29 protein-coding genes and 2 riboswitches are annotated in these 24,848 nt (G+C 62.1%); of the genes, 12 read left to right on the top strand and 17 right to left on the bottom strand.

Features of this window, described 5'->3' with window-relative positions; translation table 11 throughout:
• Positions 1 to 22 precede the first annotated feature (22 nt).
• The 11 genes from ATE48_RS16415 (at position 23) to ATE48_RS16365 (ending at position 9,443) form a co-directional block, all read left to right on the top strand.
• Positions 23 to 667, top strand: coding sequence for a tetratricopeptide repeat protein (locus ATE48_RS16415; protein ID WP_066773394.1), 645 nt, complete (start codon positions 23 to 25; stop codon positions 665 to 667).
• 95 nt (positions 668 to 762) lie between these two features.
• On the top strand, positions 763 to 2,184 hold the full coding sequence (tldD, locus tag ATE48_RS16410) for a metalloprotease TldD (RefSeq protein WP_066773392.1): 1,422 nt from the start codon (positions 763 to 765) through the stop codon (positions 2,182 to 2,184).
• A gap of 385 nt (positions 2,185 to 2,569) precedes the next feature.
• Positions 2,570 to 4,693 (top strand): outer membrane beta-barrel protein, encoded by a 2,124-nt coding sequence (locus tag ATE48_RS16405; protein WP_066773390.1) that lies wholly within the window; start codon positions 2,570 to 2,572, stop codon positions 4,691 to 4,693.
• Positions 4,694 to 4,879: 186 nt separating this feature from the next.
• A complete protein-coding gene (locus ATE48_RS16400) occupies positions 4,880 to 5,218 on the top strand; it encodes an AtpZ/AtpI family protein (RefSeq protein WP_066773388.1) in 339 nt (112 codons plus the stop codon).
• An 8-nt stretch (positions 5,219 to 5,226) separates the two neighbouring features.
• Positions 5,227 to 5,979, top strand: a complete 753-nt coding sequence (locus ATE48_RS16395; RefSeq protein ID WP_066773385.1) for a F0F1 ATP synthase subunit A — start codon at positions 5,227 to 5,229, stop codon at positions 5,977 to 5,979.
• A 38-nt stretch (positions 5,980 to 6,017) separates the two neighbouring features.
• Positions 6,018 to 6,251, top strand: a complete 234-nt coding sequence (locus tag ATE48_RS16390) for a F0F1 ATP synthase subunit C (protein ID WP_066773383.1) — start codon at positions 6,018 to 6,020, stop codon at positions 6,249 to 6,251.
• A gap of 9 nt (positions 6,252 to 6,260) precedes the next feature.
• Positions 6,261 to 6,818 (top strand): F0F1 ATP synthase subunit B family protein, encoded by a 558-nt coding sequence (locus ATE48_RS16385; RefSeq protein WP_066773381.1) that lies wholly within the window; start codon positions 6,261 to 6,263, stop codon positions 6,816 to 6,818.
• Positions 6,819 to 6,829: 11 nt separating this feature from the next.
• A complete protein-coding gene (locus tag ATE48_RS16380) occupies positions 6,830 to 7,315 on the top strand; it encodes a F0F1 ATP synthase subunit B family protein (protein WP_066773378.1) in 486 nt (161 codons plus the stop codon).
• Positions 7,316 to 7,386: 71 nt separating this feature from the next.
• Positions 7,387 to 7,755, top strand: coding sequence for a DUF1304 domain-containing protein (locus ATE48_RS16375; RefSeq protein WP_066773372.1), 369 nt, complete (start codon positions 7,387 to 7,389; stop codon positions 7,753 to 7,755).
• Positions 7,755 to 8,618: a M24 family metallopeptidase gene (locus ATE48_RS16370; RefSeq protein ID WP_066773369.1), complete on the top strand. Its 864-nt coding sequence runs from the start codon at positions 7,755 to 7,757 to the stop codon at positions 8,616 to 8,618. Before ATE48_RS16375 ends, ATE48_RS16370 begins: the two co-directional genes overlap by 1 nt.
• 249 nt (positions 8,619 to 8,867) lie before the next feature.
• Positions 8,868 to 9,443 (top strand): TMEM165/GDT1 family protein, encoded by a 576-nt coding sequence (locus ATE48_RS16365; protein ID WP_066773367.1) that lies wholly within the window; start codon positions 8,868 to 8,870, stop codon positions 9,441 to 9,443.
• Here ATE48_RS16365 and gcvPB read toward each other — a convergent pair whose 3' ends face one another.
• From gcvPB to ATE48_RS16340, 5 genes are all read right to left on the bottom strand, one after another.
• Positions 9,444 to 10,964, bottom strand: a complete 1,521-nt coding sequence (gene gcvPB, locus ATE48_RS16360; RefSeq protein ID WP_066773364.1) for an aminomethyl-transferring glycine dehydrogenase subunit GcvPB — start codon at positions 10,962 to 10,964, stop codon at positions 9,444 to 9,446.
• On the bottom strand, positions 10,961 to 12,304 hold the full coding sequence (gene gcvPA, locus ATE48_RS16355) for an aminomethyl-transferring glycine dehydrogenase subunit GcvPA (protein ID WP_066773361.1): 1,344 nt from the start codon (positions 12,302 to 12,304) through the stop codon (positions 10,961 to 10,963). Before gcvPA ends, gcvPB begins: the two co-directional genes overlap by 4 nt.
• Positions 12,304 to 12,678 (bottom strand): glycine cleavage system protein GcvH, encoded by a 375-nt coding sequence (gcvH, locus tag ATE48_RS16350; protein ID WP_066773358.1) that lies wholly within the window; start codon positions 12,676 to 12,678, stop codon positions 12,304 to 12,306. The genes gcvPA and gcvH overlap by 1 nt, the downstream gene beginning before the upstream one ends.
• A 5-nt stretch (positions 12,679 to 12,683) precedes the next feature.
• The gene (gene gcvT, locus ATE48_RS16345) at positions 12,684 to 13,886 is read right to left on the bottom strand and encodes a glycine cleavage system aminomethyltransferase GcvT (RefSeq protein WP_228126665.1); all 1,203 of its coding nucleotides are present in this window, start codon (positions 13,884 to 13,886) and stop codon (positions 12,684 to 12,686) included.
• Positions 13,887 to 13,988: riboswitch (glycine riboswitch) on the bottom strand.
• Positions 13,989 to 14,077, bottom strand: a riboswitch (glycine riboswitch). It abuts the riboswitch before it with no gap.
• Between the two features lie 79 nt (positions 14,078 to 14,156).
• A complete protein-coding gene (locus ATE48_RS16340; RefSeq protein ID WP_066773355.1) occupies positions 14,157 to 14,894 on the bottom strand; it encodes a tRNA1(Val) (adenine(37)-N6)-methyltransferase in 738 nt (245 codons plus the stop codon).
• Between the two features lie 105 nt (positions 14,895 to 14,999).
• On the opposite strand from ATE48_RS16340, the gene ATE48_RS16335 reads away from it, so the two are divergent.
• Positions 15,000 to 16,016: a polyprenyl synthetase family protein gene (locus tag ATE48_RS16335; protein ID WP_083197417.1), complete on the top strand. Its 1,017-nt coding sequence runs from the start codon at positions 15,000 to 15,002 to the stop codon at positions 16,014 to 16,016.
• A gap of 75 nt (positions 16,017 to 16,091) precedes the next feature.
• On the opposite strand, the gene ATE48_RS16330 is transcribed toward ATE48_RS16335, so the two are convergent.
• From ATE48_RS16330 to ATE48_RS16280, 12 genes are all read right to left on the bottom strand, one after another.
• On the bottom strand, positions 16,092 to 16,394 hold the full coding sequence (locus ATE48_RS16330) for a VOC family protein (protein WP_228126664.1): 303 nt from the start codon (positions 16,392 to 16,394) through the stop codon (positions 16,092 to 16,094).
• Positions 16,394 to 16,705 carry a DNA alkylation repair protein gene (locus ATE48_RS20115; RefSeq protein ID WP_066773351.1) on the bottom strand — a complete coding sequence of 104 codons (312 nt, stop codon included), beginning with the start codon at positions 16,703 to 16,705 and terminating at the stop codon, positions 16,394 to 16,396. The genes ATE48_RS16330 and ATE48_RS20115 overlap by 1 nt, the downstream gene beginning before the upstream one ends.
• On the bottom strand, positions 16,678 to 16,842 hold the full coding sequence (locus ATE48_RS20110; protein ID WP_228126663.1) for a DNA alkylation repair protein: 165 nt from the start codon (positions 16,840 to 16,842) through the stop codon (positions 16,678 to 16,680). The genes ATE48_RS20115 and ATE48_RS20110 overlap by 28 nt, the downstream gene beginning before the upstream one ends.
• 32 nt (positions 16,843 to 16,874) lie before the next feature.
• The gene (locus ATE48_RS16320) at positions 16,875 to 17,036 is read right to left on the bottom strand and encodes a hypothetical protein (RefSeq protein WP_156767826.1); all 162 of its coding nucleotides are present in this window, start codon (positions 17,034 to 17,036) and stop codon (positions 16,875 to 16,877) included.
• Entirely contained in the window at positions 17,036 to 17,785 is a 750-nt protein-coding gene (locus ATE48_RS19490) for a DUF1801 domain-containing protein (RefSeq protein WP_083197415.1), read from the bottom strand. The genes ATE48_RS16320 and ATE48_RS19490 overlap by 1 nt, the downstream gene beginning before the upstream one ends.
• A 2-nt stretch (positions 17,786 to 17,787) precedes the next feature.
• The gene (locus tag ATE48_RS16310; protein ID WP_066773347.1) at positions 17,788 to 18,282 is read right to left on the bottom strand and encodes an SRPBCC domain-containing protein; all 495 of its coding nucleotides are present in this window, start codon (positions 18,280 to 18,282) and stop codon (positions 17,788 to 17,790) included.
• A gap of 11 nt (positions 18,283 to 18,293) precedes the next feature.
• Positions 18,294 to 18,788 (bottom strand): SRPBCC family protein, encoded by a 495-nt coding sequence (locus ATE48_RS16305; protein ID WP_228126662.1) that lies wholly within the window; start codon positions 18,786 to 18,788, stop codon positions 18,294 to 18,296.
• A gap of 73 nt (positions 18,789 to 18,861) precedes the next feature.
• Positions 18,862 to 19,218: an ArsR/SmtB family transcription factor gene (locus tag ATE48_RS16300; protein ID WP_066773344.1), complete on the bottom strand. Its 357-nt coding sequence runs from the start codon at positions 19,216 to 19,218 to the stop codon at positions 18,862 to 18,864.
• A gap of 72 nt (positions 19,219 to 19,290) precedes the next feature.
• Positions 19,291 to 20,346, bottom strand: coding sequence for a glycosyltransferase family 4 protein (locus ATE48_RS16295; RefSeq protein WP_066773341.1), 1,056 nt, complete (start codon positions 20,344 to 20,346; stop codon positions 19,291 to 19,293).
• A gap of 45 nt (positions 20,347 to 20,391) precedes the next feature.
• A complete protein-coding gene (locus tag ATE48_RS16290) occupies positions 20,392 to 21,246 on the bottom strand; it encodes a 4-(cytidine 5'-diphospho)-2-C-methyl-D-erythritol kinase (protein ID WP_066773339.1) in 855 nt (284 codons plus the stop codon).
• Positions 21,243 to 22,895, bottom strand: coding sequence for a tetratricopeptide repeat protein (locus tag ATE48_RS16285; protein WP_156767825.1), 1,653 nt, complete (start codon positions 22,893 to 22,895; stop codon positions 21,243 to 21,245). Before ATE48_RS16285 ends, ATE48_RS16290 begins: the two co-directional genes overlap by 4 nt.
• Positions 22,896 to 24,815, bottom strand: coding sequence for a tetratricopeptide repeat protein (locus ATE48_RS16280; RefSeq protein WP_066773334.1), 1,920 nt, complete (start codon positions 24,813 to 24,815; stop codon positions 22,896 to 22,898). It abuts the gene before it with no gap.
• Between the last annotated feature and the right edge of the window lie 33 nt (positions 24,816 to 24,848).

The following is a 24,848-nucleotide window of genomic DNA, read 5'->3' as shown; positions in this document are numbered from 1 at the left end:
TCCAACAGGGTGGGGTGCTAGCATGAGCCGCGCTTGGCTTCCAAGGCGCTTCTCGATTGCGATTCCGGTGTTCGCGGCCCTCATCATGGGCGTCGCTTTCGCTGATCTCGCGTTCGCACAGCGAACCGATCCCTCCGCCGTTACGGTGGTGGGCCGCGATCCAAATGCGCGCCGTTGCAGCGACCAAGTCATGCGCGGTCAAATCACGGACGAAACAGTCGCTATCTGCGACGAGGCCTTGCAATACCGCCACCTCACGCAGGCGGCGGAAATTCAGCTGCGCATCAACCGTGGCGTGACGCACATGCGCCGTCAGGAGAACGAGCTGGCGCTGGTTGATTTCGACGCGGTGATTGCACTTCAACCGCGCCATCCGGAGGCGCAGGTGAACCGCGGCGCAGCGCTGCTCCAGCTCCACCGCTACGGCCCCGCGATCGCCTCCTTTACGGAGGCGCTCGGGCTTGGCGTCCAGGAGCCATACAAGGCGTATTTCAATAGAGGCGCAGCGCGCGAGGCGCTGGGCGACTATCGCGGCGCCTATGAGGATTATAATACCGCATTAGAAATCTACCCCGATTGGGGCCCAGCCAATGCGGAACTGCAACGTTTCGCGCGCCAGCGCCGCCAACACCTGGAAGCCTCGCAAAGCGCCACTTCGCGTCAATAAAATCAGCGACTTACAGTTTTCGACCGTTCCGGCTACGGCGCGGCGCGACTCCGCGACTATATTGAGCGCACATTATTACCCCGGAGACGAACGACATGGCCGATGGGCTGTCCGCTACACCTGAACGCGCCGCTGAGATGGATTGGGAGGCAGCCGCCCGCATCCTCGCGGACGCCACAAAGGGAGCGGACGACGGCGAGATCTTCGCCGAAGACACCCGGGCTGAGAGCTTCTATTGGGACGATGGCCGGCTGAAGTCCGCCTCGTTCGACGCAACCCAGGGCTTTGGCCTCCGGGTCGTCGCCGGGGAGCGCGCCGGCTACGGTCACGCAAGCGTTCTCGAAACCGAGGCCGTATCGCGCGCTGCTGAAGCCGCCGTGGCTGTGAAATCTGGCCATGATGGTGCGCTCGACGTCAGCCCAGCCAGAGTGAACCGCCAGCTTTATGCGGATTTCGATCCTATCGAAGCGCCCTCTTTCACCGACAAGACCAACCTACTCGCAAAGATCGACGCCTATTGCCGGGCGAAGGATCCCCGCGTCGTTCAGGTAGCGGCCACGCTGTCCGGCGCGCGCCGAGGGCTCACCATCCTGCGTCCGGACGGCCTCAAGTTGACCGACCACCGCCCTCTGGTGCGGGTCAATGTCTCGATCACGGTCGAACGAGATGGCCGCCGCGAAAGCGGCTCCGCCGGCGCCGGCGGCCGCGAGCCGTACGAAGTCTTCATTGCACCCGATCGATGGAAGCGCCTCGCTGACGAGGCGCTGCGCATCGCACTGGTGAACCTCGACGCCGAGCCAGCGCCCGCTGGCGAAATGGACGTCGTGCTTGGCCCTGGTTGGCCAGGTGTGTTGCTCCACGAAGCTGTCGGCCACGGGCTCGAAGGCGACTTCAATCGCAAAGGCACCAGCGCATTCTCCGGCATGATCGGACAACGCGTCGCGGCGCCGGGGGTAACAGTTGTGGATGACGGCACGCTCGAAAATCGTCGCGGCTCGCTAACGATTGACGACGAAGGCACGCCGACTCAACGGACCGTTTTGATCGAAGACGGCATCCTCAAAGGCTACCTGCAGGATCGATTGAACGCGCGTCTCACCGGCGTTGCTCCAACTGGTTCAGGCCGCCGCGAAAGCTACGCCCACCGGCCAATGCCGCGCATGACCAACACCTTCATGACTGCGGGCGATAAAGATCCGAAAGAAATCGTCGCATCACTCAAGCGCGGCGTTTACGCGGTTAATTTCGGAGGCGGACAAGTCGACATCACCTCCGGCAAGTTCGTATTCCAATGCACGGAGGCGTACTTCGTCGAAGACGGAAAGATCAAATATCCGATCAAAGGTGCAACGCTGATCGGTGATGGTCCGAGCGCGCTTACACGCGTCACAATGGTCGGCAACGATCTCGAATTGGACGAAGGCGTCGGCACCTGCGGCAAAGCCGGGCAGAGCGTTCCGGTCGGCGTCGGACAGCCGACTCTCTACATCACCGGACTGACTGTCGGCGGGACGTAGTCCATGCGCGTGCATTTACATTTTAGAGAATCGAAGCAGAGCTAGTTGCATCCCAATGTTTGGGGAGGTTGATACTATGGCTGCGAAAAAGAAAACGGCGAAGGTTGCCAAGTCTGGCGCGAAAACCAAAGCCAAGGCTGCGAAGAAGAAGAAGTAACTTTCTTCCCTTCAAAACTACGGAGCGCCGCTGGGGTCACCCTCAGCGGCGTTTTCGTTTTCAGCCGTCGCGCCGCCCCGCCGCTTCGTCGCAACCGGCTGCATTCGCCTCGAAAAAGTACCTCCTAGTCGCATCCAAGAAACATGCTGCAATGATCCTGAAACATGCAGCAGCGTATTTGCGCGAAGCCGCACGCCGCGGGAGACGGCGACGGGAGGGGAAAGAAGAATGCTTGGCCGCATGATGGTCTCGGCGCTGGCGCTGAGCGGCGTCGCGTATGCGCAAGAAGCGCCCGCGCCTGCAACAACCGCACCCGGCTGCGAGCCGCAGCCAACCTGCTCGTCGCTCACACCGACATCGTCCTCTGACCGGGTCGTCTACGACACCGGCTTCTTCACCCAGTACAATCCCCAAACCGCGCTCGACATGGTGCGCCAGATTCCGGGCTTCTCGCTCGACGGCGGCGCTGACCGGCGCGGTTTCTCCGGCGCTGTCGGCAATCTGCTGATCGACGGCGTCCGCCCAAGCACCAAGAGCCAGGGCGTTGAAGGCATCCTGTCTCGCATTCCCGCGAACCAGGTCGTCCGCCTTGAAGTTTTGCGCGGCGCGGCAGTCGCGGGTGATGCGTCTGGGCAGTCCACGTTGCTCAACCTCGTGCGCACAGCCAGCGCTGGAAGCGGCGTCTACGAGGCAGGCTTTGAACTCACCTCACGCGGCGTTCCCGCCCCGCGCGGCGAACTTTCCTACAGCGGCCGCAATGGCAACGTTGAATACAGCCTCGCCGGCTCGTTGTTCAGCCAATATCGCGATTTGCCAGGTTGGCGGATTTTTTCAAACGAGCCAGGCGAAGTTTATGCAGGCCGCGCCGAGACGCCCTCGCCGCGCGACGTGCGCGAAGGCAGCATCACAGGCAGCATCGCGTTCCCGTTCCTCGGAGGACGGCTCAGCACCAACGCGCAAGTCAACGCGTTCCGCTTCAACGCCGACAACGACTATTATTTCTACGATGCGGCTGACGCCCCGCGTGACGCGCTCCTGCAGGATTTGCAGGAACACAGCCATGGCTTCGAGTTCGGCATAAACTACGACCGTGACATCGGTCCCTGGTCGCTTGGCGTCATCGGCCTCGTCAATCGCTCGCGCTATGAGAACGACGAAGACGACATCTTCCTGGACAATCTGAACGCGCCAGTCGGCGATTTTCAGCAGGATATCGTTCAGGACTCTGGTGAATCCATTTTGCGCGGCACGCTTTCGCGCTCACTTGGCCCCCGACACCGCATCGAGTTCGGCGCCGAGGGTGCATTCAACTCGCTCGATCAGCGGCTTCAGCTATCCGGCAGCTTCGCCCCGCCCTCGTTCGACAACGCCAACGTCCTCGTCGAGGAAGAACGGGCGGAACTCTTCGCCTCCCATACCTGGCGCCCGAACGACCAATGGTCGGTCGAGACACGCCTGAATTGGGAAACCTCGACCCTCACCTTCACCGGCGACAGCAATCAAACCGTCGATCTCGCGTTCTGGAAGCCGTCCGTCCAGATCACCCGCAACTTCGCCGGCAACAACCAATTGCGCTTCCGCGTGTATCGCGATGTCAGCCAGCTTGATTTCGGTGACTTCGTCTCGGCGGCGGCCACCGCCGACGCCATCATCTCCGGCGGCAACCCCAACCTCGTGCCGGAAACTGACTGGCGTTACGAACTCGGAGCAGACCTCCGCTTCCCAGGCGGCGCCGCGCTCAGTCTCACGCTTACCCAACACCAAATCAGCGATGTCACCGACGTCGTTTACATCCCGCTGGCCGGCTACGACGCGCCGGGCAATCTAGGTGACGGTGAAGCCACGAGCCTCGATGTGAACTTCTCAACGCCGGTGCCGCACGTCGAAGGCGGGCGCCTCACGGTGCAGGGCTATCTCTGGGACACCGAAGTCACCGATCCACTCACCAGCCAACCGCGCATTTTCTCGTACCGGCCAGAATCGCAGGTCGAGGTGAACTTCCGCCAGGATCTGCCCGATCTTCGCCTCGCCTGGAGCCTCAGCGTTTTCAGGCAGGGTGAAATTCAGGCCTATCGCTTCAACGAGATCGATACAAGCGAAGAAGGCCCCTGGGTTGACCTCGTCGTCGAAACGACGGCGCTGCCCCACAACATGAAGCTCACCGCGATCGCCGCGAACCTGTTCGACGGCACGGTCTATCGCGATCGCCGCTTCTTCAACCAGGACGGCGACCTCGGAACCCCGGGAATCCAGTCCCTCGGGCGCAACGGCATCAACACCTCGCGCGACTATCGCCAGCGCGAATTCGCTCAGGCGCCGTGGTTCATCCTGCAGCTCAGCGGAACGTTCTAGAGCAACGATCCGCCCCCTCCGGCCGGGCCTCCCCTCATTGCAGGGGAGGCCTGCGCTGGCGCCTCAAAAGCCGAAGCAAATGTCGCACGCGGTTTCCTTGACCTCTGGGGGACCGCTGCTAGTTTCCGCGCGCGCGAATAAGGGGGTCTCGTAACGAGTCGCCCCCTTGGGCGCGTGGACCGTTCAATGGCTGACAGAGAACCGCCGGAAGACGCCCTTTCTAACCTGCGACGGCGTGTAGACGCCGCCCGCGGACAGGGTCCTTCGCAATCGCCACCTCCCGAGAGTCCAGCTTCGCTGGCGCTCAGGTTTGGCGGAGAGTTTGGTGCGGCAATCATCGTCGGCGCATTGCTCGGGTACGGGGTCGATTATTTCGTCCACACGGGACCGTGGGGATTGGTGATCGGTCTCGGACTGGGGTTCGCGGCGGGCGTGGTCAACGTTGTGCGGGTCGCACAATCGTACAACCGGGCCAATCCGCCGGATCCGAATGCACCGTCCATCCCGGACGATGAAGAGGACTGAGCGCTTAAGTGTCGAACGATCCGATCCACCAGTTTCACATCACGCCGCTGATCCCGATTGAGATCGCGGGCGTTGACGCAAGCATCACCAACGCGACCGTGTTCATGGGCGCGGGTGTCGCCGCGACGTTCCTCTTCTTCAATTGGGCGATGAAGCCTGCCGCGCTCGTCCCGGGCCGTGGTCAGGTCGCGGCCGAAGGCGCCTTCAGCTTCATCCACGACATGGTGAAGGACGCCACCGGCGCCGAGGGCGTGAAGAAGTTCTTCCCGTTCGTCTTCAGCCTGTTCCTGTTCATCTTCATGGCGAACATGATCGGCATGTTCCCGTACTTCTTCACCACGACGAGCCAACTGGTCGTCACCGCGGCGCTGGCGCTCATGGTGTTCACGACCGTGATCGTCGTCGGGCTCGCGAAGAACGGCGCAAAGTTCTTTAAGATCTTCACACCATCGGGCGTACCGATTTACATTTTGCCGCTGGTCGTGCTGATCGAGATCATCTCGTTCTTCTCGCGTCCGCTCAGCCACTCGGTTCGTCTCTGGGCGAACATTCTGGCCGGCCACATCCTTCTTAAAGTGTTCGCGAGCTTCGTGCCGATGCTCGTCGCGGCGGGCGGCGCCTTTATGGCGCTTTCGATCCTGCCGATGGCGATGACTGTCGCGCTCTACGGCCTCGAATTCCTTGTCGCTTTCTTGCAAGCGTACGTGTTCGCGCTGCTCACCTGCATTTATCTCAACGACGCTCTTCACCCCGGGCACTAACGCCCGGCTGAACTCAGACCCAAAGGGGAGACTTTACTATGGACGCAACTGCAGCTGCATACATCGGCGCTGGCCTCGCCAGCCTCGGCATGCTCGGCGCCGCCATCGGCGTGGGCATCATCTTCGGCAACTTCCTGTCGGGCGCCATGCGCAACCCGTCAGCCGCTCCGGGCCAATTCGGCAACCTGATCTTCGGCTTCGCCGTGACGGAAGCGCTGGGCATCTTCTCGTTCCTGATCGCCATCCTCCTGCTCTTCGTCGTGCCGAAGTAAGCAACACCAATGGCTGACACCGCAGCAGACACCCACGCAGCAGACGCAGCCCATGGCGCTGACGCCGCGCATGGTGCGGCCGCCGCCCATGGCGGCGATCACGCTGCTGCGTCGTTCCCGCCGTTCGACACGTCGTTGTTCACGAGCCAGTTGATCTGGTTCTCGATCACATTCGTGGCGCTCTATCTCATCGTTTCGCGCTTCATCGTGCCTCGTGTCAGCGCCGTCTTGGCGGCGCGTGCGGGCACGATCTCAAGCGACCTCGATCAAGCCGCGCAGAAAAGCGCTGCCGCCGAGGACGCGCGCGTTTCGATGGAGAAGGCTGTGGCCAAGGCTCGCGCCGAAGCCCGCGCCATGGTCGAAGCCGCTCGCGCCGACGTGACCGCAAAACTTGCCGCCGAGCAGGAAGCCGCTGAAACTCGCCTCAACGCGAAGATCACAGAGGCCGAAGCGAAGGTGGCTGCCGAGCGGCAAAAGGCGTTGGCCGAGGTCCCAGCAATCGCCGAGGCGCTTGCTCGGGACATCGCCGACAAGCTCGCCCCGGCGAGCGCGCGCAACGCGGCCTGAGGAGAAACGCGATGGAAATCACCGCAACAGAAATCGCGTTTCTAGGGCTGGTCCTGTTCTTCGCCCTGCTGGTCTACCTCAAGGTGCCGGCGATGGTGATGGGCATGCTCGATCAGCGCTCGCAATCTATCGCAAAAGAACTACACGAGGCTCGCCGCCTTCGTGAGGAAGCGGAAAAGCTTCTGGCGGACTACCAAGCCAAGCGCGCCGCTGCCGAAGCGGAAGCCAAGGCGATCGTGGATACAGCCAAAGAGCAGGCGGCTCTGGTCGCCGAGGAAACCCGCGCCAACATGATCGCCGCCATGCAGCGCCGCGAGAAGCAAGCCGAGGATCGCATCGCCGCAGCCGGTTCGAAGGCGTCGGATGAAGTCCGCGCCGCAGCCGCAGACGCCGCGATCGCCGCTGCTGAACGGATGCTCCGTGAACGTATGAATGACAGCGCCCAGGCGGCGTTGGTTCAGGAAGGCGCCGCCGACCTGAAGCGCAAGTTCGGCTAAAGCTCCAACATTGCGAGACAAGATTGACGGGCCGGAGCTAAGCTCCGGCCCGTTTCTCATTGGAGATACTTATGGGCATTCTCGCGCGCGGCCTCGTCGTTCTCGTGGCGCTCTTGCACCTTGGATTTCTGGCGCTCGAGATGTTTCTCTGGTCCGGGCCAATCGGCCAGCGCGTCTTCGCCATGACGCCGGAGTTCGCCGCGCAATCGTCCGTGCTCGCAGCCAACCAGGGCCTCTATAACGGCTTCCTCGCCGCTGGCCTGCTCTGGGGCGCCCTACGCGACAACGGCGAGTTCATGACGTTCTTTCTGCTCTGCGTCATCGTCGCCGGCGCCTATGGCGGCCTCACAGCGAAGATGACCATTCTCTACACACAAGCCGCGCCCGCCCTTCTCGCGCTCCTCGCCGTGATAGCCGCTCGGCCAAAGGCCGCGACCTGATGTTCAAGACGCGTCGCTTCAGCGATGGCGAACTTGATCGCTTCCGCACGCTGCAACATCTCTCATTTTCGATCCTGCAAGAAGAGGCCCGCAGCCTTGAGCCGGGAATGCTCGAACGCGATGTCGCGCACCGGCTAGTGCAAGCTTACCGTCATGAAGGCGTAAAGAGTTTCTTTCATCTCCCGGTTGTGCTGTTCGGCGAACGCACCGCGCTTCCCGGCGCCTGGCCGGTCGGCAAGTTCTTTCCGAAGAAGCGCGCTGTCATGGCAAACGAGGCCGTCATCTTCGACGCCTCACCGATCTTCGGCGAGTACCTCGTCGATACTTCGTTTTCGTTCTGCCTCGGCGAGAGCGAAGCACATCGCGCCATGATGCAGAGTCTAGCGGAGTTCAGACAAAGCGTTCCCGCCATGGTCAACCAAGGCGCCACGTTCCATGCCGCCGCTAGCGAAGTCGAAAAACGCATTATCGAACTCGGCTACGAACCGGTGCATTGCAAGCACCCGGGCGAGGTGCTCGGACACCGCGCCATGCGCCTGCCGCGCTTGCCATTCCTCTGGCGCTCGAGGGGATTTGACACTCTCTCGCTCAGCTGGTTTTACGCCAACGAGTTCGCTGCGCGCGCGCACCTTGCGCGCTCACCGCTCTGGAACACCTCGCCCACCTCCCGGCATAAGCCATTCGACGGCTTGTGGCTCGTCGAACCTCACGCGGGCAACGGAACGACGGGTGCGAAATGGGAAGAGATCCTAATCATCGAGGGTGGCAAGGCGCGCTGGCTCGACGATGAGCCGCCCCATGTGAACCAATGGCGGCTAATCGCCGAAGGCCGCGATTATTCTCCGCGCGCGCTCGCCGCTTAAGACTGCGAACGCCTCGCACATTTGACCTCGCAGACGCGCTTGCCTATGTAGCCCTCGTTATCGGGGAGTAGCCGGCCGCAACGTTCAGCGGCGCTCGCGTCAACATACTTGCTATCTGACCCTTAGGTCTGGGCATGGCGCAGGCGGTGGATCATTCGATCCAGATTGGCGAGACCGACGACGCCGCATTACGCGAGGGCCGCGCGATGTGTTGCGTCGTCGTGTCAGCACAGGCCCCGGACGCATTTCATGGAAGCCCTTTGGACATCGGCAGGTTTGGTTGCGATCGCGGAGATCGGCGACAAAACCCAATTACTCGCGATCGTACTCGCAGCGCGCTTCCGAGCACCCGTGCCGATCATTCTTGGCATTCTCTGCGCGACGCTCCTTAATCATGCTGGCGCCGCGACGCTGGGCTTTCTCATTGCTCAATGGCTGAGCGGTCAGATATTCCAACTCATCGTCGGCGGCGCCTTCGTGATGATGGCGGCTTGGGCACTCATCCCTGACAAAGAAGATGAACGCGCCGGACAACCCAGCGCAGGCAGCGTGTTTTTAACGACGCTCGTTGCGTTCTTCCTCGTGGAGATTGGCGACAAGACTCAGATCGCGACATCGCTGCTCGCTGCTCGCTTCCACGATATCGCGCTGGTCACCACCGGCACCACGCTTGGTATGATGCTGGCCAACGTGCCTGCGGTGTTCCTCGGCGAAACCGTAACGCGCATGGTTCCGCTCTCATACGTCCGCGCGACTGCCGCCGTACTTTTGGCCGCGACCGGCGTTTGGGTGATCGTGGCGGCGCTCACGGGGAGCGCCGCCTAATCACTCAGCCGCGACTTTTGCGCCAGTGTCGTTCTGGCCACGGCGCCAGCGCAATTTCGGCTGACGCGCGGCGCGCGTGTCATCCAAGCGGCGCATGGGCGTAAGCTTCGGCGCCTGCTTGAAGAACTCGACTTCGCCGGCCTTCACCCGCTCGGCGAGCGCGATCATGACATCGGCAAAGCGATCGAGTTCCCGCTTCGGTTCGGTTTCTGTCGGCTCGATAAGCATCGCGCCGTGAACCACCAGCGGGAAGTAGGTCGTGAACGGGTGATAGCCCTCGTCCAGCAGCGCCTTCGCCATATCAATGGTTTCGACACCAGCCGGTTTGATGCTGGAATCGTCGAGCAGCACTTCGTGCATGCACGGACGATCGCCGAACGGCGCGCTGAAATGCGGCTTCAAACGCGCCAGCAGGTAGTTCGCATTCAGGACTGCATCTTCCGCAACCTGGCGCAGACCGTCACTGCCGTGGCTCATCATGTAGGTCAGCGCGCGCGTGAACATGCCCATCTGGCCATGGAAGGCGCACATCCGCCCAAACGCTTGCGTGCCATCGGTGTGCTCGCGCAATTCGCGCGTACCGCCGCGCAATACAATGTGCGGCACAGGCGCAAACGGCGCCAGCGCTGCTGAAAGCACGGTCGGACCAGCGCCAGGACCACCGCCGCCGTGCGGCGTCGAGAACGTCTTGTGCAGGTTGATGTGCATCGCGTCGACGCCAAGGTCGCCAGGGCGCACCTTGCCGACGATGGCGTTGTAATTGGCGCCGTCGCAGTAAAAGTACGCTCCGGCGGCATGAACGGCGTCAGCGATCTTTTTGATATCCGGCTCGAACAGACCACACGTGTTGGGGTTGGTGATCATGATCGCGGCGACGTCCGGTCCCAATTTTGCGACCACGTCTTCAAGATCGACGCGGCCGTCCTCATCGCCCTTCACTTCATCCACGGTGAAGCCGGCAGCGACGGCTGTCGCCGGGTTTGTGCCATGCGCCGAGGACGGCACCAGCACGCGCTTGCGATGCGACTCGCCGCGCGCCTCGAGCGCCGCCTTGATCGCCAACATGCCGGCAAACTCGCCGTGCGCGCCCGCTTTCGGCGAAAGCGCAACTGCCGGCATACCCGTCAGCGTGCAGAGCCAGTGTGCCAGCTCGTCCATGAGCTCAAGCGCGCCCTGGATCGTCGACGTCGGCTGCAGCGGGTGGAGGTCCGCGAAGCCTTCGAAACGCGCCGCGCGCTCATTGAGACGCGGATTGTGCTTCATCGTGCATGAGCCAAGCGGGAAGAGACCAAGATCGATGGCGTAGTTTTTTTGGCTGAGGCGCACAAAGTGACGCATCGTTTCCGGCTCTGAGAAGCCCGGCAAATCGAGCGCCGCCTTGCGTGTTAGGCCGCCCAGCTTGTTCGGTGTGCCCTTCGGCGCTGGCAGATCGACGCCCGTGCCCGTCACATGGCCGCTTTCGAAGATCAGCGGTTCAGCCTGCAGGAGGCCGCGATTGCCGGATGTGGTGTCGGTGATCATTGCAGCACTTCCTTCAGCGCCTTGGCAAAGGTCGCGATATCTTGGTCAGTGTTCATTTCCGTGGCGCACGCGATGAGCACGTTGTCCATTCCGGCTTTCGGATTGAGACGGCTTACGGCGATGCCGCCGATGACGCCCTTCTCGGCCAACGCATCGACGACGCCTTGCGCCGGCTTCTTCAGCAGGATCGCGATCTCGTTGAAGTAGCGCCTCGTCAGCACCTCAACCCCAGAGACCTTGTCGAGCGCATCGGCCAACGCGATCGCCTTCTCATGATTGAGCGTTGCGAGTTGGCGCAGGCCCCTTTCGCCCAGCAGCGTCATGTGGATCGTCCAAGCCAACTGGCAAAGACCTGAATTGGTGCAGATGTTCGACGTCGCTTTCTCGCGGCGAATATGCTGCTCGCGGGTCGATAGCGTCAGCACGAAGCCGCGCTTACCGTCGGCGTCCAGCGTTTCGCCAGCGACGCGGCCGGGCATCTGACGGATCAGCTTTTCCTTCACGGCGAACAGCCCAACGTACGGCCCACCAAAGTTCAGCGCATTGCCGATCGATTGACCTTCACCGCAGACGATATCCGCGCCCATCGCGCCGGCTGGTTCGATCAGGCCAAACGAAACGCACTCGGTGAAGGTCGCGATCAGCAGGGCGCCGGCGCCGTGCGCAGCTTCGCCGATCTTGGTAATATCCGTAATGGTGCCGAACACGTTGGGAGACTGCACAATCACGCCGGCAACGTCCGCGCCGAGATGCTTCATAACAGCGGCTTCATCGTCGACAGCTGCGGGCAGCGCCACGATTTCGAGCCCCAGCGCCTCACAAGCGGTGCGCGCCGTATCGATGTAGTGCGGATGAACGCCGCCGGAGAAGACGATCTTCTTCCGCTTGGTAACACGCGCCGCCATCATCGCAGCTTCAGCGCAGGCCGTAGAGCCGTCATACATTGAGGCGTTAGCTACTTCCATGTCGAGCAATTGCGCGACCTGGCTTTGGAATTCGTAGAGCGCCTGCAGTGTCCCTTGCGCGATTTCCGGCTGGTACGGTGTGTAGGCCGTCAAGAACTCGCTGCGCTGGATAAGGTGATCGACGCTTGCCGGCACGTGATGGCGATAAGCGCCTGCGCCAAGGAAAAACGCCGTGCGGCCAGCCGGCGTGTTCTTTTCAGCTAGGCGCTGGAGGTGGCGATGCACCTCGATCTCGCCCTGCGCTTTCGGCAGATCAACCAGATCTTTCAGCAGCGCAGCCTTAGGCACATCAACGAACAACTCATCGACATTCTTCGCGCCGATCACGCCGAGCATCTGCTCGCGATCAGCTTCGGTAAGGGGCAGATAGCGCATTAGAGGCCCTTCACGTAGTCGGCGTACGCGGCTTCATCCATCAGCGCGTCAAGTTCCGACTTGTCGGTGACCTTAATCTTCACGAACCAGCCACCGGTTTGCGGTTCATCGTTGATGATCTGCCAATTTTCCCCGGCAATCGCGGAATTGCCTTCAAGGACCTCGCCCGAGACCGGCGCATAAACGTCGGAGGCGGTCTTGGCGCTCTCGACGACGGCAAGATCATCGCCTTGCTTCACATTTTTACCGACGGCCGGAAGCTCGGCGTAAACGACATCCCCCAATTGCTCGGCAGCGTAGCTGCTGATGCCGACCGTGGCGATGTCGCCATCCAGACGGACCCATTCGTGGTCTTTGGTGAAACGCGTGGTCATGGGTCTTAGCTCCCCTTCTTCGGGCGGTGATAACGGTGCGGCACAAACGGCAGCGGCGTAACAGTTGCGGCGCGAGCTTGGCCGCGGATCATGAGTTCAAGGCCTGTCCCGGGCTCGGCGAATTCGGCGTCGACATATCCCATCGAGATCGGGCCATTCAGGATTGGTGAGAAGCCGCCACTGGTGACAACGCCAACCTTCTTGCCGTCTTTGTAGATCTCAACGCCCTCGCGCGCCGGGGCGCGATCATTGGGACGGATGCCGACGCGTTTTCGCGCCGCGCCGAGCTCGTACTCGCGCAGTATGCGCTTGGCGCCAGGAAAATCCTTCGCCTCGCGGCGGCGCTTCTGAACCGTCCAGGCGAGATCAGCTTCGATCGGCGAGGTCTTGGGATCGAGGTCATGCCCATAAAGGCAAAGACCCGCTTCAAGGCGCAGCGAGTCCCGCGCGCCCAAGCCAATCGGCTTCACTTCAGCGTGCGCCAGCAGCGCGTTTGCGAGATCGGCCGCGTGCTCGGCGCGCACCAAAATTTCGTAGCCGTCTTCGCCGGTATAACCCGAGCGTGTCACCGTGATCCGCCCGAACGCATCGTAGCGTTTCACTGTCATGAAGTTCATCTCAGCGAGCGCGGGATCGATGACTGCCGCCGCCACTTCGTGCGCGGTCGGCCCCTGCAACGCCAGCAAACAGCGATCGTCGGCGCGGACGAGATTGGCCTCGCCCTTCGTTGCTTGCGCGATCAGCGCCCAATCCTCGTGCTTACATCCGGCGTTAACGACAATGTAGAGATCGCCCGCCGCAGCGGGCTCAGCCGGGCGCGCGATCATCAAATCGTCCAGCACGCCGCCATCTTCGTTGGTGATCATCGTGTAGCGGACTTGCCCGGGCTTCAACCCCTGAATATCCGCGGGCACAAGCCGCTCGATCAGCGATGCGATTTTCTTATGTGCTTCCTCTGCCTCGAGGCCGTGGCCTTTCGGCAGAGCAAAGAAGCTCGGCCCCATGTGGCTGACATCGAACAGGCCCGCATGCGCGCGCGTCCAATTGTGCTCGGGGATCAGACCCTCGAACTGAAGCGGCATGTCATAGCCGGCGAAATCACCGAACTTGGACGTGCGCGCGCGCCAGATTGCATCGAGAGGCAATTTCAGAGGTGTTGTGTCGGCCATCATAAACCCAGGTACGCGCGGCGCGTGCGAAAGGTGCACGCAGCCCCCGCTGTCCTGGCGCCTGAGAGATTCACCGCATCAGTTCGCGGCTTACTCCGTCGGCGGCGCTGACCCTTGGTCCAGCGCTCTTTCCAGCGTGTTCATCCCCCCGCGGTCCGGTTCCCTGAGAGTTTCCGGGGCGGTTGCTCCTTCGGGGGCGCATCTTCGGCGCTCTCTTCCACGGGGTTCATTTGTCTGGCCGGATGGGCGCGACTCGCGTCGGGCGGCTCCGTTGGGCGAACCTCTGCTCGCCCCGCAGTTTGGAGTCAATCAGCCGAAGCTGATCGCCGCCTCACCGCGCAAAATCGCCTCTGTTTCCGGGGTGTATTTTGCTCCGGACGTATCATGGAGCACAAGTTCCGGGCAAAGCCGGAAGGGGGCCCGCGACCCCTTCCGCGCGCGCACCAAAACCCGCCCCGCCGCCTCGCCCTCACGCGGCCGAATGGGGATAACTTCGGCGCCGCCAAGACGCCCGTCCAACACCGCCAAAATCTCGGGCATCTTCGCTGCACGATGGATCATCGTCAGCGCCGCGCCGCCCGTCAGCCGGTCCGCGAGCGCCGCAATCCACGTATCCAAGGGATGGTCGGCAATATGCGCATAGCGGCGTGATTCCGCTGGCGCGCGCCCTTCATTTTCAAGGTCGTATGGTGGGTTCACCAGCACGCCATCGAACACGCCAATATTCAACGCGCGATCGAGCGCATCGCCTGTCACGATTTCAATGCGATGCGTCATCGCGTTAGCGGCGACATTTTCGCGTGAGATAGATGCGATGTTCTGATCGCGTTCGACTCCGAGCAGTTTTACGTTCTCATTGCGTACAGCGATGGCAAGCAACGCAGCGCCCACACCGCAGCCGGCTTCTAACAATCGCGCGCCATCTTTCGCTTCTGTTGCGGCCGCGAGCAGCAACGTGTCGACGTTGACGCGATACCCGCGCGCCGGTTGGCGAACGTGGATGCGGCCACCCAGCAATGCATCTTCTGTAATCTCAGGTTCGGCCATAAAAGCCCGTGCGACCCTTGCGCGCGACCGGTGGAACCCAGCTTGACCCGCGCGTCAGGCCCCACCATCGTTTGGTCATAACAAGAACGTCAAGCGGAGAGCCTTTTGGGACCGGCGGTCGGACCTGCCAAAGACGCGACCGGCGCCCCCAATGCGGTGGACCGGCTGTCTGCGCTTCTGACGGAAGATCTCACCGCCGTCGACGCGATCATCCACCAATATTTGGCAAGCCCGGTCGGCACGATCCCAAATCTGGCCGCGCACCTCATCGACGCTGGCGGCAAACGTATTCGCCCCCTGATCACGCTCGCTGCGGCGCGCTTGCTCGGCGGCGGCGGTGACGGTCCACGCAAGTTGGCGGCCGCCGTCGAGTTCATTCATTCCGCGACATTGCTGCACGACGATGTCGTCGACGTCTCTTCCATGCGCCGCGGCAAGAAAAGCGCGAATGTCGTCTGGGGCAATTCGGCCAGCGTCCTCGTCGGCGACTTTCTGTTCGCGCGCTCGTTCAACCTCATGGTTGAAACGGGCGACATCCAGGTGCTCGACATTCTCGCCCGCGCCGCGAGCGTCATCGCCGAGGGCGAGGTCATGCAATTGGCAGCCGCGAACGACGCCGAGACGACGCGCGAGCGCTACATGGCAATCATCGCGGCCAAAACCGCCGCCCTGTTCGCGGCCGCCGGAAAGTCCGGCGCCGTTGCGGCCGGCCGCGCCGGCCCCGAGGCCATCGCTCTCGAAACATACGGCCGTGAACTCGGGCTTGCCTTCCAACTCGTGGACGATGCGCTCGATTATGGCGGCGCCAGCGCCACAATGGGCAAGAACGCCGGCGATGATTTTCGCGAAGGCAAAGTTACGCTGCCGGTGATCTTCGCGCGCGACGCGGGCGACGACAGCGAGCGCGTCTTTTGGCGGCGGGTCGTCGGCGGCGAGCGCACGGACGACGACTTCCATCGCGCCGTTGCTTTAGTGAAGCGCCACAACGCCATTGCGCTGACTTTGGACGCGGCGCGCGCACATGCAGATGCGGCGCGGAATGCACTGAAGGGGCTGCCGGCGAACGCTTATCGCGAAGCGCTTGAAGCGTTGCCCGAGTTCGTGGTCGAGCGGGCGTATTAGTCGCCGCCGAGCGTCAGTGCTTGTGATCCAGCTGGTGCAGCACGATGCCGTTGCCTTCGCTGTCGAGGATGTTGCTCATTCGGCAGCGCGGACCTTGATTATATCGCTCTTGAACGTCACGCCCTTGGCCTTGAGGTCCGCGATCACTGCGTCGAGGTCCGCGACCTCAAACGCCACCATGCCGCCGCCGCCCGGCGCCTGACCCGTCGCGTTGGTGAGCGCAAGACAGCCACCGCCCGGCAGATCGAACTCGATCCAGTGCATGACGCCGTGGCTGCCGTGACTGCCGAGCTTGAGGCCCAGAGTGTTTTCATAAAAGTCACGCGCCCTGGCGGGATCGGTGACTGAGTACATCGTGAATGCCACCTTCTCGAACATCACTTTCCTCCCTTGGCGAAGGCGCGCAGTGCATCCTTGCCGTTCCACCGTGCTGTTGCGCTTTCCGATTCAGCGAGATGCTTCGCGATCGCACGCGCGCCAGCGCGCAGCTTCGGGCTCGCTTTGCCCCCGATCGCACGCAGCGCCCAGTTCGCGGCCTTCTTCACGAAGTTGCGCTCGTGCGACACTTGGCGCTCGATGAGCTCAAGCCCGCGCAGGATTTGTTCGTCGGCACCTTGCTTGTGAAGAGCGCAACTCGCGAGCAACGCAAAAGCCGCCCGCTTCACGAACTCACCTTTGCCTTCGACCATTTTTCTATCTTCGCGAAAGCGTGTGGCGTTCGATCCCAATAGTGGAAGCATGCCGTATCGACGATGCCCCAATTGTCCATGCCCTTCACCCAGTGCTCCATTTGGGCGGGTGTCACGTCGGCAGGATCGTCCACCATGGGAGCATGCGGGCGTCATGGATGCCGATCGCTCAGAGCTGTTCGGCCAGCGCATGATCATGCCCGATGCGCTTCGCCATGTCCGCCTTGTACGCCGCCGGGCCCGCGCGCTTCAGCTCAGCGACTATCGCCTTCACATCAAGCGCCGCCTTCGCGATCGCCGTCTTCGGCGCGATCTTCTTTTTCGTCGCCATCAGAGGTGCTTGATCCATGCGCGAACGATGGCCTCCAGCGCTTTGCGATTGGCCAGGACGTCGCGGCCCGCACCCAGAGTCACCATAGCGCGGTCCTTGCCGAGCCATTTCACGAGGCCACGCGGATCGGAGAGTTTGATCGCCTTCAGATCTGACCGCTTCTTCGCGCCCAGATGAAAGATCAGCTGCACGCTTTCCTGAGCCCTCACATTAAACGTTGCGAACCATTCCTTCTCGGTGCGGAAGCTCGGCACGTTCCACTTGATGCCTTCACTGATGGCTGGACTAACCCCGAGAATGACGAGCCGAACCGCCTCAATTTCCTTTTTGAGCGGATGCTTCAGCGCTTTGAGATAGTCCGCAAGTTCGTCATCCGCGGCCGCGATCTTTTTCGTAGATCGCGCCGCAGCGATCTCTGCAATCCGTGCTTTGACCAACTTGCGTATCAGCGCTGCGGCCGGCGGCTTGCCGATCGGAAAATTGAAGCCGCCTTTGCTGACCTCATACTTGGCCAGTTCATCCTCGAATTGCGCCGTGATTGCACCGCTCATCGGAAAGTAAGAGCAGTGCCGCGCGCTCGCCGAATACCCCGCAATCGGCTTGCCCTGAATGAAAGCGGGGATGCCGTAACTCATGCCCTCTTCCGCATTCGGCGCCGCAGCGCGGATCGCCCTGCGCACCTTCTCAAGCGTCGCGCGTTTGTCGGCGCTCAGCTTGGCGAAATAGGCCTCCGCATGCTTGGCTGGCATCGTTACGCCATCTCTTTGGCCATATCGTCGATACGCGCGTAGCCAACCTCCATGCCGTCAGTCATGCCAGTGGCGACCGCGCTATCGCAGACGTCCTTCGAAACGAACTTCATCGTGCAAACGAGCGTCGTGACGCCATTGGCTTCGCTGAGATCGAGCGTGATCAAGCATGGATCGCCAACCGGCATTGCGTAATCCATGTCGCCCGGATCGTAATATTGATCGTGGGCGAGCTTGGACGGTTCTTTGACGTCACTGAACATGCCGAAGAAGCCAAACTCACTGCCGTCTTCATCGCTCCGCCAGCGCCATCGATATTCGCCGCCTTCGCGCACATCCATTTCGCAAATGGGCAACGTCCATCCCGGGTAACCAATGCACCACCTCCGCATCAGCGCCGGTTTCGTGTGCGCATCCCACACCAATTGACGGGGTGCTTTGAAGCTGCGGAGGACGCGAACTTCGCAGTCGCTTGGTTGGGTGACTTCGATGGGCATCGGTTTCTCCCTCAAGCGGCTTTCTTGAACATATCATCGAGGCGCGCGTAGCCAATTTCCATGCCGTCGGTCATGCCGGTCGAAACCGCGCCGTCGCGGATTTCCTTCGAGGCGAACTTCATGATCATCGTCAGCGTCGTCACACCATTGGCCTCGGTGTACTCGGTGCTAATGAGCGCAGGCTCGCCGCTCTCCATAGAGCCTCCAATATCGCCCGGATCGTAGTGCTGCGTGTGCGCAATGCGTCCCGGCTCGTTCACCTCCGTGAACTTGCCGAAAAAGCCGAATTCCTTGCCATCAGCCTGACTACGCCAGCGCCAGCGATAGGCGCCGCCAACGCGCGCATCGATCTCACAAACCGGCATGTCCCAACCTGGTGGACCCAGCATCCACTTCTTGATCAGCTCCGGCTTGGTGTGCGCATCCCAAACGAGTTGGCGCGGCGCTTTGAATGTGCGCACGACCCGAACTTCGCGGTCGCTTGGTTGTGTGACTTCGATTGGCATTGTCATTTCCTTGGATTTTATGTTGGGCCGCCCATTCAAGGAACGAGCGATCAAGATGAGAGCCGACATAACGTCAGTCTTTTTTTCGTTTTCGTTTCGTGGGTTTTGTCTGCAGCTCTTCGAGCAGCGCATCGAGACGCAGGTAGTTCTGCTCGAAGATTTCGCGGTAACGCTCGATCCAATCCACGGCTTCCTCCAGTCGTTTCGGCTCCAAGCGGCGCGGCCGCCGCTGGGCATCGATGTCGACCGAAATGAGCCCAGCACGCTCGAGCACCTTGAGGTGTTTGGAGATGGCGGGCTGACTCATCTCGAATGGCTCTGAAAGCTCTTGAACCGACGCCTCACCCGTCGCCAGCCGCGCCAAGATCGCGCGCCGGGTGGGGTCCGCGAGCGCAGAGAAGGTCAGATCGAGGCGTTCGGATATTTGCATAACCACGGATTTCTATAACTAAATGGTTATGTACGCGACAACGATCTTCGCGTCAATAAAAACCCGCGATTTTTAGCGTTTGAGAATTCCGGCGCCTTCGGCCTGGCGGCGCACCGTCACATCCAAGGCAATTGCGCACACGATAAGAACCGCCAAGCACGCCGCAGGAGCGACATTCGTTTCATCTTGGCTCGCCCACCATCCCACAGCGCCGCAAGCGGCCATCGTGAACCAATAGACCAGCGAGATCCGGGCATGGCTCCAACCGGCGCGAAGCGCGATCTGATAAATGTGCTCGGTGTGCCCCACCAGCAGCGAGCGCCCCCGGCGCACGCGATAGAGAAGCGTGAGCAACGCATCCGCCAGCAGTGGAAAAAAGAGAATTGGCGCAATCATCGGCGACATGCCGGTCCGCGCGATGACAATCAAACAGCCAAATGCCGCGAGCGAACCTGCAAACAACGCCCCGGAATCCCCCGCGAACAAGCGTCCAGATGGGAAATTCCAGATCAAAAACCCCGCGAGCGCACCCGCGCCGCAAAGCGAGATCGCACCGCCGCCGATTGAATTGCCTTCAAGTGCGATCACGCTCAACGCGACCAGGCCGACAGCGACGGACCCCATGGCCATGCCGTTGGCGCCGTCCATGAAGTTCACGACATTGATAAGCGTAAACACCCAAAGCGCCGTGCCGATGAGGCCAACGATGAACGGCAGCTCCAGGACAAAATCGCCAACACGAAACTCGATCACGACGCCCATGAGCCAAGCTGCCGCCAGCGCCAAAACCGAATAGACAGCGAATTTGAACTCAGCGCTCAACCGCCGCGCATCGTCGACAAAACCAACCAGCAAGAGTGGATACGCAAACAGCGCCGAGACCCACAGCATCGCCACGCCCTGCGGCGAGACCTCATGGCGCCATTCGATCGAGAACAGGCTGAGCACGATCATGCCGACGCCGTAACCGGCGCCGATGCCTATGCCGCCGCTGGTCGGCGTAGGCGCGCGGTGAGCTTTGCGATCTTCATTGGGCGCGTCGACCGGCCCTATCCAGATCATGGCAAGGCATACGACGAGGCTCGCGGCAAACGCCGTGGCGACGACTAAGGCCAAATCCAGGATCACGCGCCGCCTCTTTCCGCGCGGGCTATCTCAATCGGTCACAATGGGTCAAGCGCGGCCCAGTGTTGTTGCGCACACCCACCAATCACGGTTGCGTGCGCCAAGGTCTGCCGCAAGCGCATGCGCGTCGGCGGCGCTCTTGGCGATCGCAAAACACGTAGCGCCACTCCCCGAAAGCGCGGCGCAAGAGCTGCGCGGATCCGCACGGAGCATCTCCAGCAGATCACCGAGTTCCGGCATCAACGCGGCGGCCGGCGACTCCAGATTGTTCCCCCACGCCAGCATATCGGCAACGACGGCTGCGCCATCCCTCCACGCCGGCGCGTCGCGATCGGGCAACATCAGCCCCAACGCCAAGTCATCGAAGCGTCGATAGACCGGCGGCGTCGGCAGCGGCTTGCCGGGGTTCACCAGCACCGCGTTGAGGTCAGGAACATCGATCGGCTCAACCACTTCGCCGACGCCGGTCATCCACGCGCCGCGCCTGTGCACACACACGGGCACATCCGCTCCGAGCGAAGCCGAAAGCGCCGCCAGCTCGTCGACTGTTTTGCCCAAGCCCCAAAGCTCATTCAAAGCCAACAACGTCGCCGCTGCATCTGAAGAGCCACCGCCAATGCCCGAGGCGATTGGAAGGTTCTTCTCGAGCGTCAGCGCCGCACCGCGCGCGCCGTCGAGCAAGCGAGCGGCGCGCAACACCAAATTATCGTCGCTGACGCCGAGCGCGGTCGCAAACGGCCCCTTTACGGTGAGCGATAGCGTCTCGGCGGGCGCAGCTTCAATCCAATCGCCAACACCTGCAAACGCAACAGCACTTTGCAGCAGATGATAGCCATCGGCGCGCGGGCGGCCGACCTCAAGCGTCAGATTGATCTTCGCCGGGGCGAAGACGCGCACGCTCATCGATTTGCCGATTGCGGCGCCGTCTCGTCTGGCAGGCCGTTTTCAATTTTCTGACGGATCGCGTCCGGGTTATCTGGATTCAAGCCTGCGGCGCGAGTCCACTGAAAGCGCGCTTCAATGCGCCTGTTCAAGCGCCAGTAGACGTCGCCCAAATGATCGTTGAGCGTGGGATCGGCAGGCTCAAGACGCACCGCGGCTTCAAGCCAATCAACGGCCTGAGTGTAATCACCCAAGCGGTAATACGCCCACCCCAAGCTATCGATGATCGCGCCCGACATCGGCCTGATCTCGGCTGCACGGCGGATCATCGCGAGCCCCTCTTGAAGGTTCTCGCCGCGATCGACCCAGGCATAACCAAGATAGTTCAATACGTCCGGCTGATCCGGCGAAAGCTCCAGCGCGCGGCGGAAATCGGCTTCAGCCTCCGGCCACCGCCCGAGACGCTCGCGCGCAGCGCCGCGTGAGAAGTACGAACGCCACTCATTAGGCTGCGCTGCGATCAACTCGCTATAAAGCGGCTCTGATTCCGCAAACCGGCTGGCGCCGCGATACATGTCCGCGAGCGCACGACGCGAGCGCGCATCGCCCGCAGCAGCAGCCTCGCGGGCCAAAGCGATGCCGCCATCCTTGTCGCCACTATCGAAAACGATCCAAGCTTCCAGCGTTTGTGCGCTCGCCGCATAGGGCGAGGCAGGATTGATCTCACCGACAACACGGCGCGCGACATCAATATGACCAAGCTCTGCCTGTTGCTGCGCCATCGCCAGGCGCGCGCCGTCGAAACCGGGATCTAGGATCAACGCCAAGGTCAACGCCGCGAGGCTGTTCGTAGCGTCGTGCTCCTGGCGAAAGATCGCACTCATGCCGTAGACAGCAGTCGCCGCACCACGCGCTGGCGTGAGCCGTTCCAAGGCGGCAGGCTGACCAGCCTCGATCTGCGCACGCATCGCCGCAAGGGCCGGATTGCCACTCGTGCCATCGCCGCTGAGCAAGGCCAACGCTTGATCACGCTGACCGGAGCGCAGCAACAAATCCGCGTGACGGCCGACGCCAGTCGGAAGCCACAGACCACCCTGCGCCGCGAGATTATAAGCCGCGAGCGCCTCACTCTGCTGGCCCGCATAATCCAGCACCATTGCCTGCTGATATGCGAATAAGCCACCGTAAGGACGGATCGACGCCAGCGGCGCCAAATCAGCAGCAATGCCGCCGCTATCACCCGCGCCGGCGCTTGCCCAATTCGCGACCATGCGCGCGATCAATTCTTCGGCCGCGGTTCCCTGAGCGCGATCAAGCTCGGTGCTAGCTTGCGTATAACGTTGAGCAATCAGCGCATCGGCGGCGCGAACGATGTGCGCATACGCCGGCGCATCATTGCGATCCGCCAAACGCGCAGCGCGTCGCGCGCGCTCGACATCGCCGGAAGCCAGCGACGAGACGAGCGCGCCTTCCACCAGCGATTGATCGCCGGGATTGCGCGCCAACGCGGAAAAATAGCGATCCGCCGCCGCGCTATGATCCGAGCGTGCGTTTGCAACACGGCCAATCAGGAAGTCCGCGTACGCACGCGACTCTGCAACTGGCGTGGTCGGCACGGTGGCGCATGCGGCGAGGCACGCGCTCGCGGCCAGCACTAAGAGCCTGCGCACTTAGAGATCGTCCCGCTGTGCCGGGCCTTCCGGCAGCGACACTTGCGGCAACGGACGCTGACGCGGCGCTGCAGCAGTCAAACCACGCGCAACCTTCTGCTCAAGATCGCGGCGGCGAATGGCGTCAGGCCGCGCTTCAAGCGCTTGGCGCCATGCCGTGCGCGCTTCATCGCGGCGGTTCAGACGCCAATAGACATCGCCAAGGTGATCCAAAATTTCCGCGTTCGGATCATTGCGCGAGAGGTCGTTGGCCCGCTCGATCAGGGCACGCGACTGATCAAAGTGACCATAAAGATAATACGCCCACCCCAAGCTATCGATCACCGCGTAGTCGCTTTGGCCGTAATTGAAACCGCGCCACAAAAGCCGGTAGCCCTCTTCAAGCCCTTCAGGACGTTGGATCAATGCGTAGCCCAAGGCATTGAGACGCAGCACCGAGTCCGGCTGTTCAGCAAACAACGAACGCGCCATGGCGATGCCATCGCTCCACGCCGCTGGATCGTCCATCAGGATCGAAACATAGAGCAGCCGCGTATCGACGCTCGGATCGGCCTCGTATGCGGCGCGCATATCTGCAGTCGCGGCGCGTACATTGCCTGAGAAGCGATGCGCATACGCGCGCCAGCCCAGTACATCCGCCCGATCCTTGGGATCTTGCGCCAAAGTCAGTGCGCGATCGAATGCCGGAATGGCGCGATCTGGATGCCCGATGCGGCGATAAATGTCGCCGACTGAAGCAATGATCGACCAACGCGTGCCTGCGCCCGCAAGCGCACGCTCCGCAGCAGCGGCCGCCGCGTCGTCATTGCCACGTTCGATAGCGATCGAAGCGCGCACGATCTCGGCGTCCGACGCGAATGGGCTCGTCGCCGGGATTTGATCGATGATGCGCTGGGCGCCGTTGACGCCGCCGGCGTCGAGCGTCTCCTGCGCCGCGTAGAGCCGCCAATCATCGGAATCGTTCGCCAGCAAAGTACCGATCTGCAGCAGTGCGGCGCCGGACGTTGACGGGAAACCCTGAACCGGGTCGCGCTGCGCGATCAGCGCCGACAGCGTCTCCGCTTGCGTCAAGAACTCCGACACGAACAGCATCCAGCGTCCGGTCGCACCCACGACTGTTAGCGGCTCTTCAAACGGCGGCTGACCCGCATCGAGGCGCGCGAGGTTCGTGTGAACATCGACGGCGCGCGGCGCAAAGCCGAGCACGATCGTGTAGTAGCGACGAGCTTCCTCAACACGTCCAAGCCGGTGCGAAACCAGCGCGGCGCGGTACACGGCATGGGTCACGCGCGCAGCATTCAGCGCCCGATCGAACTCGGCGCTTGTTTGCGGCTCTGCATCGCCCGGGGGCGTCGTATCGAGCCGCTCAACCATGAGCGAATACACTGCCGCCGCTTCACGCAGACGCCCCGCAGATTCAAACAACAACGCCGTCGCCACTTCCGGCAACGGCGCCGGCAGCGTGTCGCCAGCCGCATCGACCCGCTCCACTGCGCGATCGACATTGCCTTCAGCTGCGATCAAGAACGGCTCCAGCATGTCGGAGAACGAACCGTTGATACCGCCCGGCGAACTTTGCAGCACGCGCCGTGCTTCGGCGTAACGCCCGGCCGCCAAATCGTCCGCGAACGCCGCAGCGTACCAAAGCCCATCCTCATCGTTGCGCGTGACGGCCCGATGGCCTTCACGCACGAGATAATCGACATCAGCTTCCAGCAACGCCGCATCGGGTGAGTCATACGTGCGATCGGCAGCGGCGTTGGGCGGCGAAGTCACACGCAGGGCCGCGAACGGGGCAGCGCTCGTCTGATCGCCGCGCGTTTGTTGCGCTGCTGGCTCTCGCTTCGCTTCTTGCGCAAGGGCGCCGTTCGCCGTTATCGCCGCCGCCGCGACACTTGCCGCCAGTAAGGCCCAACGCATTCTTTCGTCCTTTCTCCTGCCTTCGCAGGATGC

Source organism: Candidatus Viadribacter manganicus (assembly GCF_001679665.1).
GTDB classification, from domain to species: Bacteria; Pseudomonadota; Alphaproteobacteria; order Caulobacterales; family Aquidulcibacteraceae; genus Vitreimonas; species Vitreimonas manganica.
The sequence above is the reverse complement of the archived record's forward strand: the minus strand, read 5'-3'. Positions and strand labels throughout refer to the sequence as shown.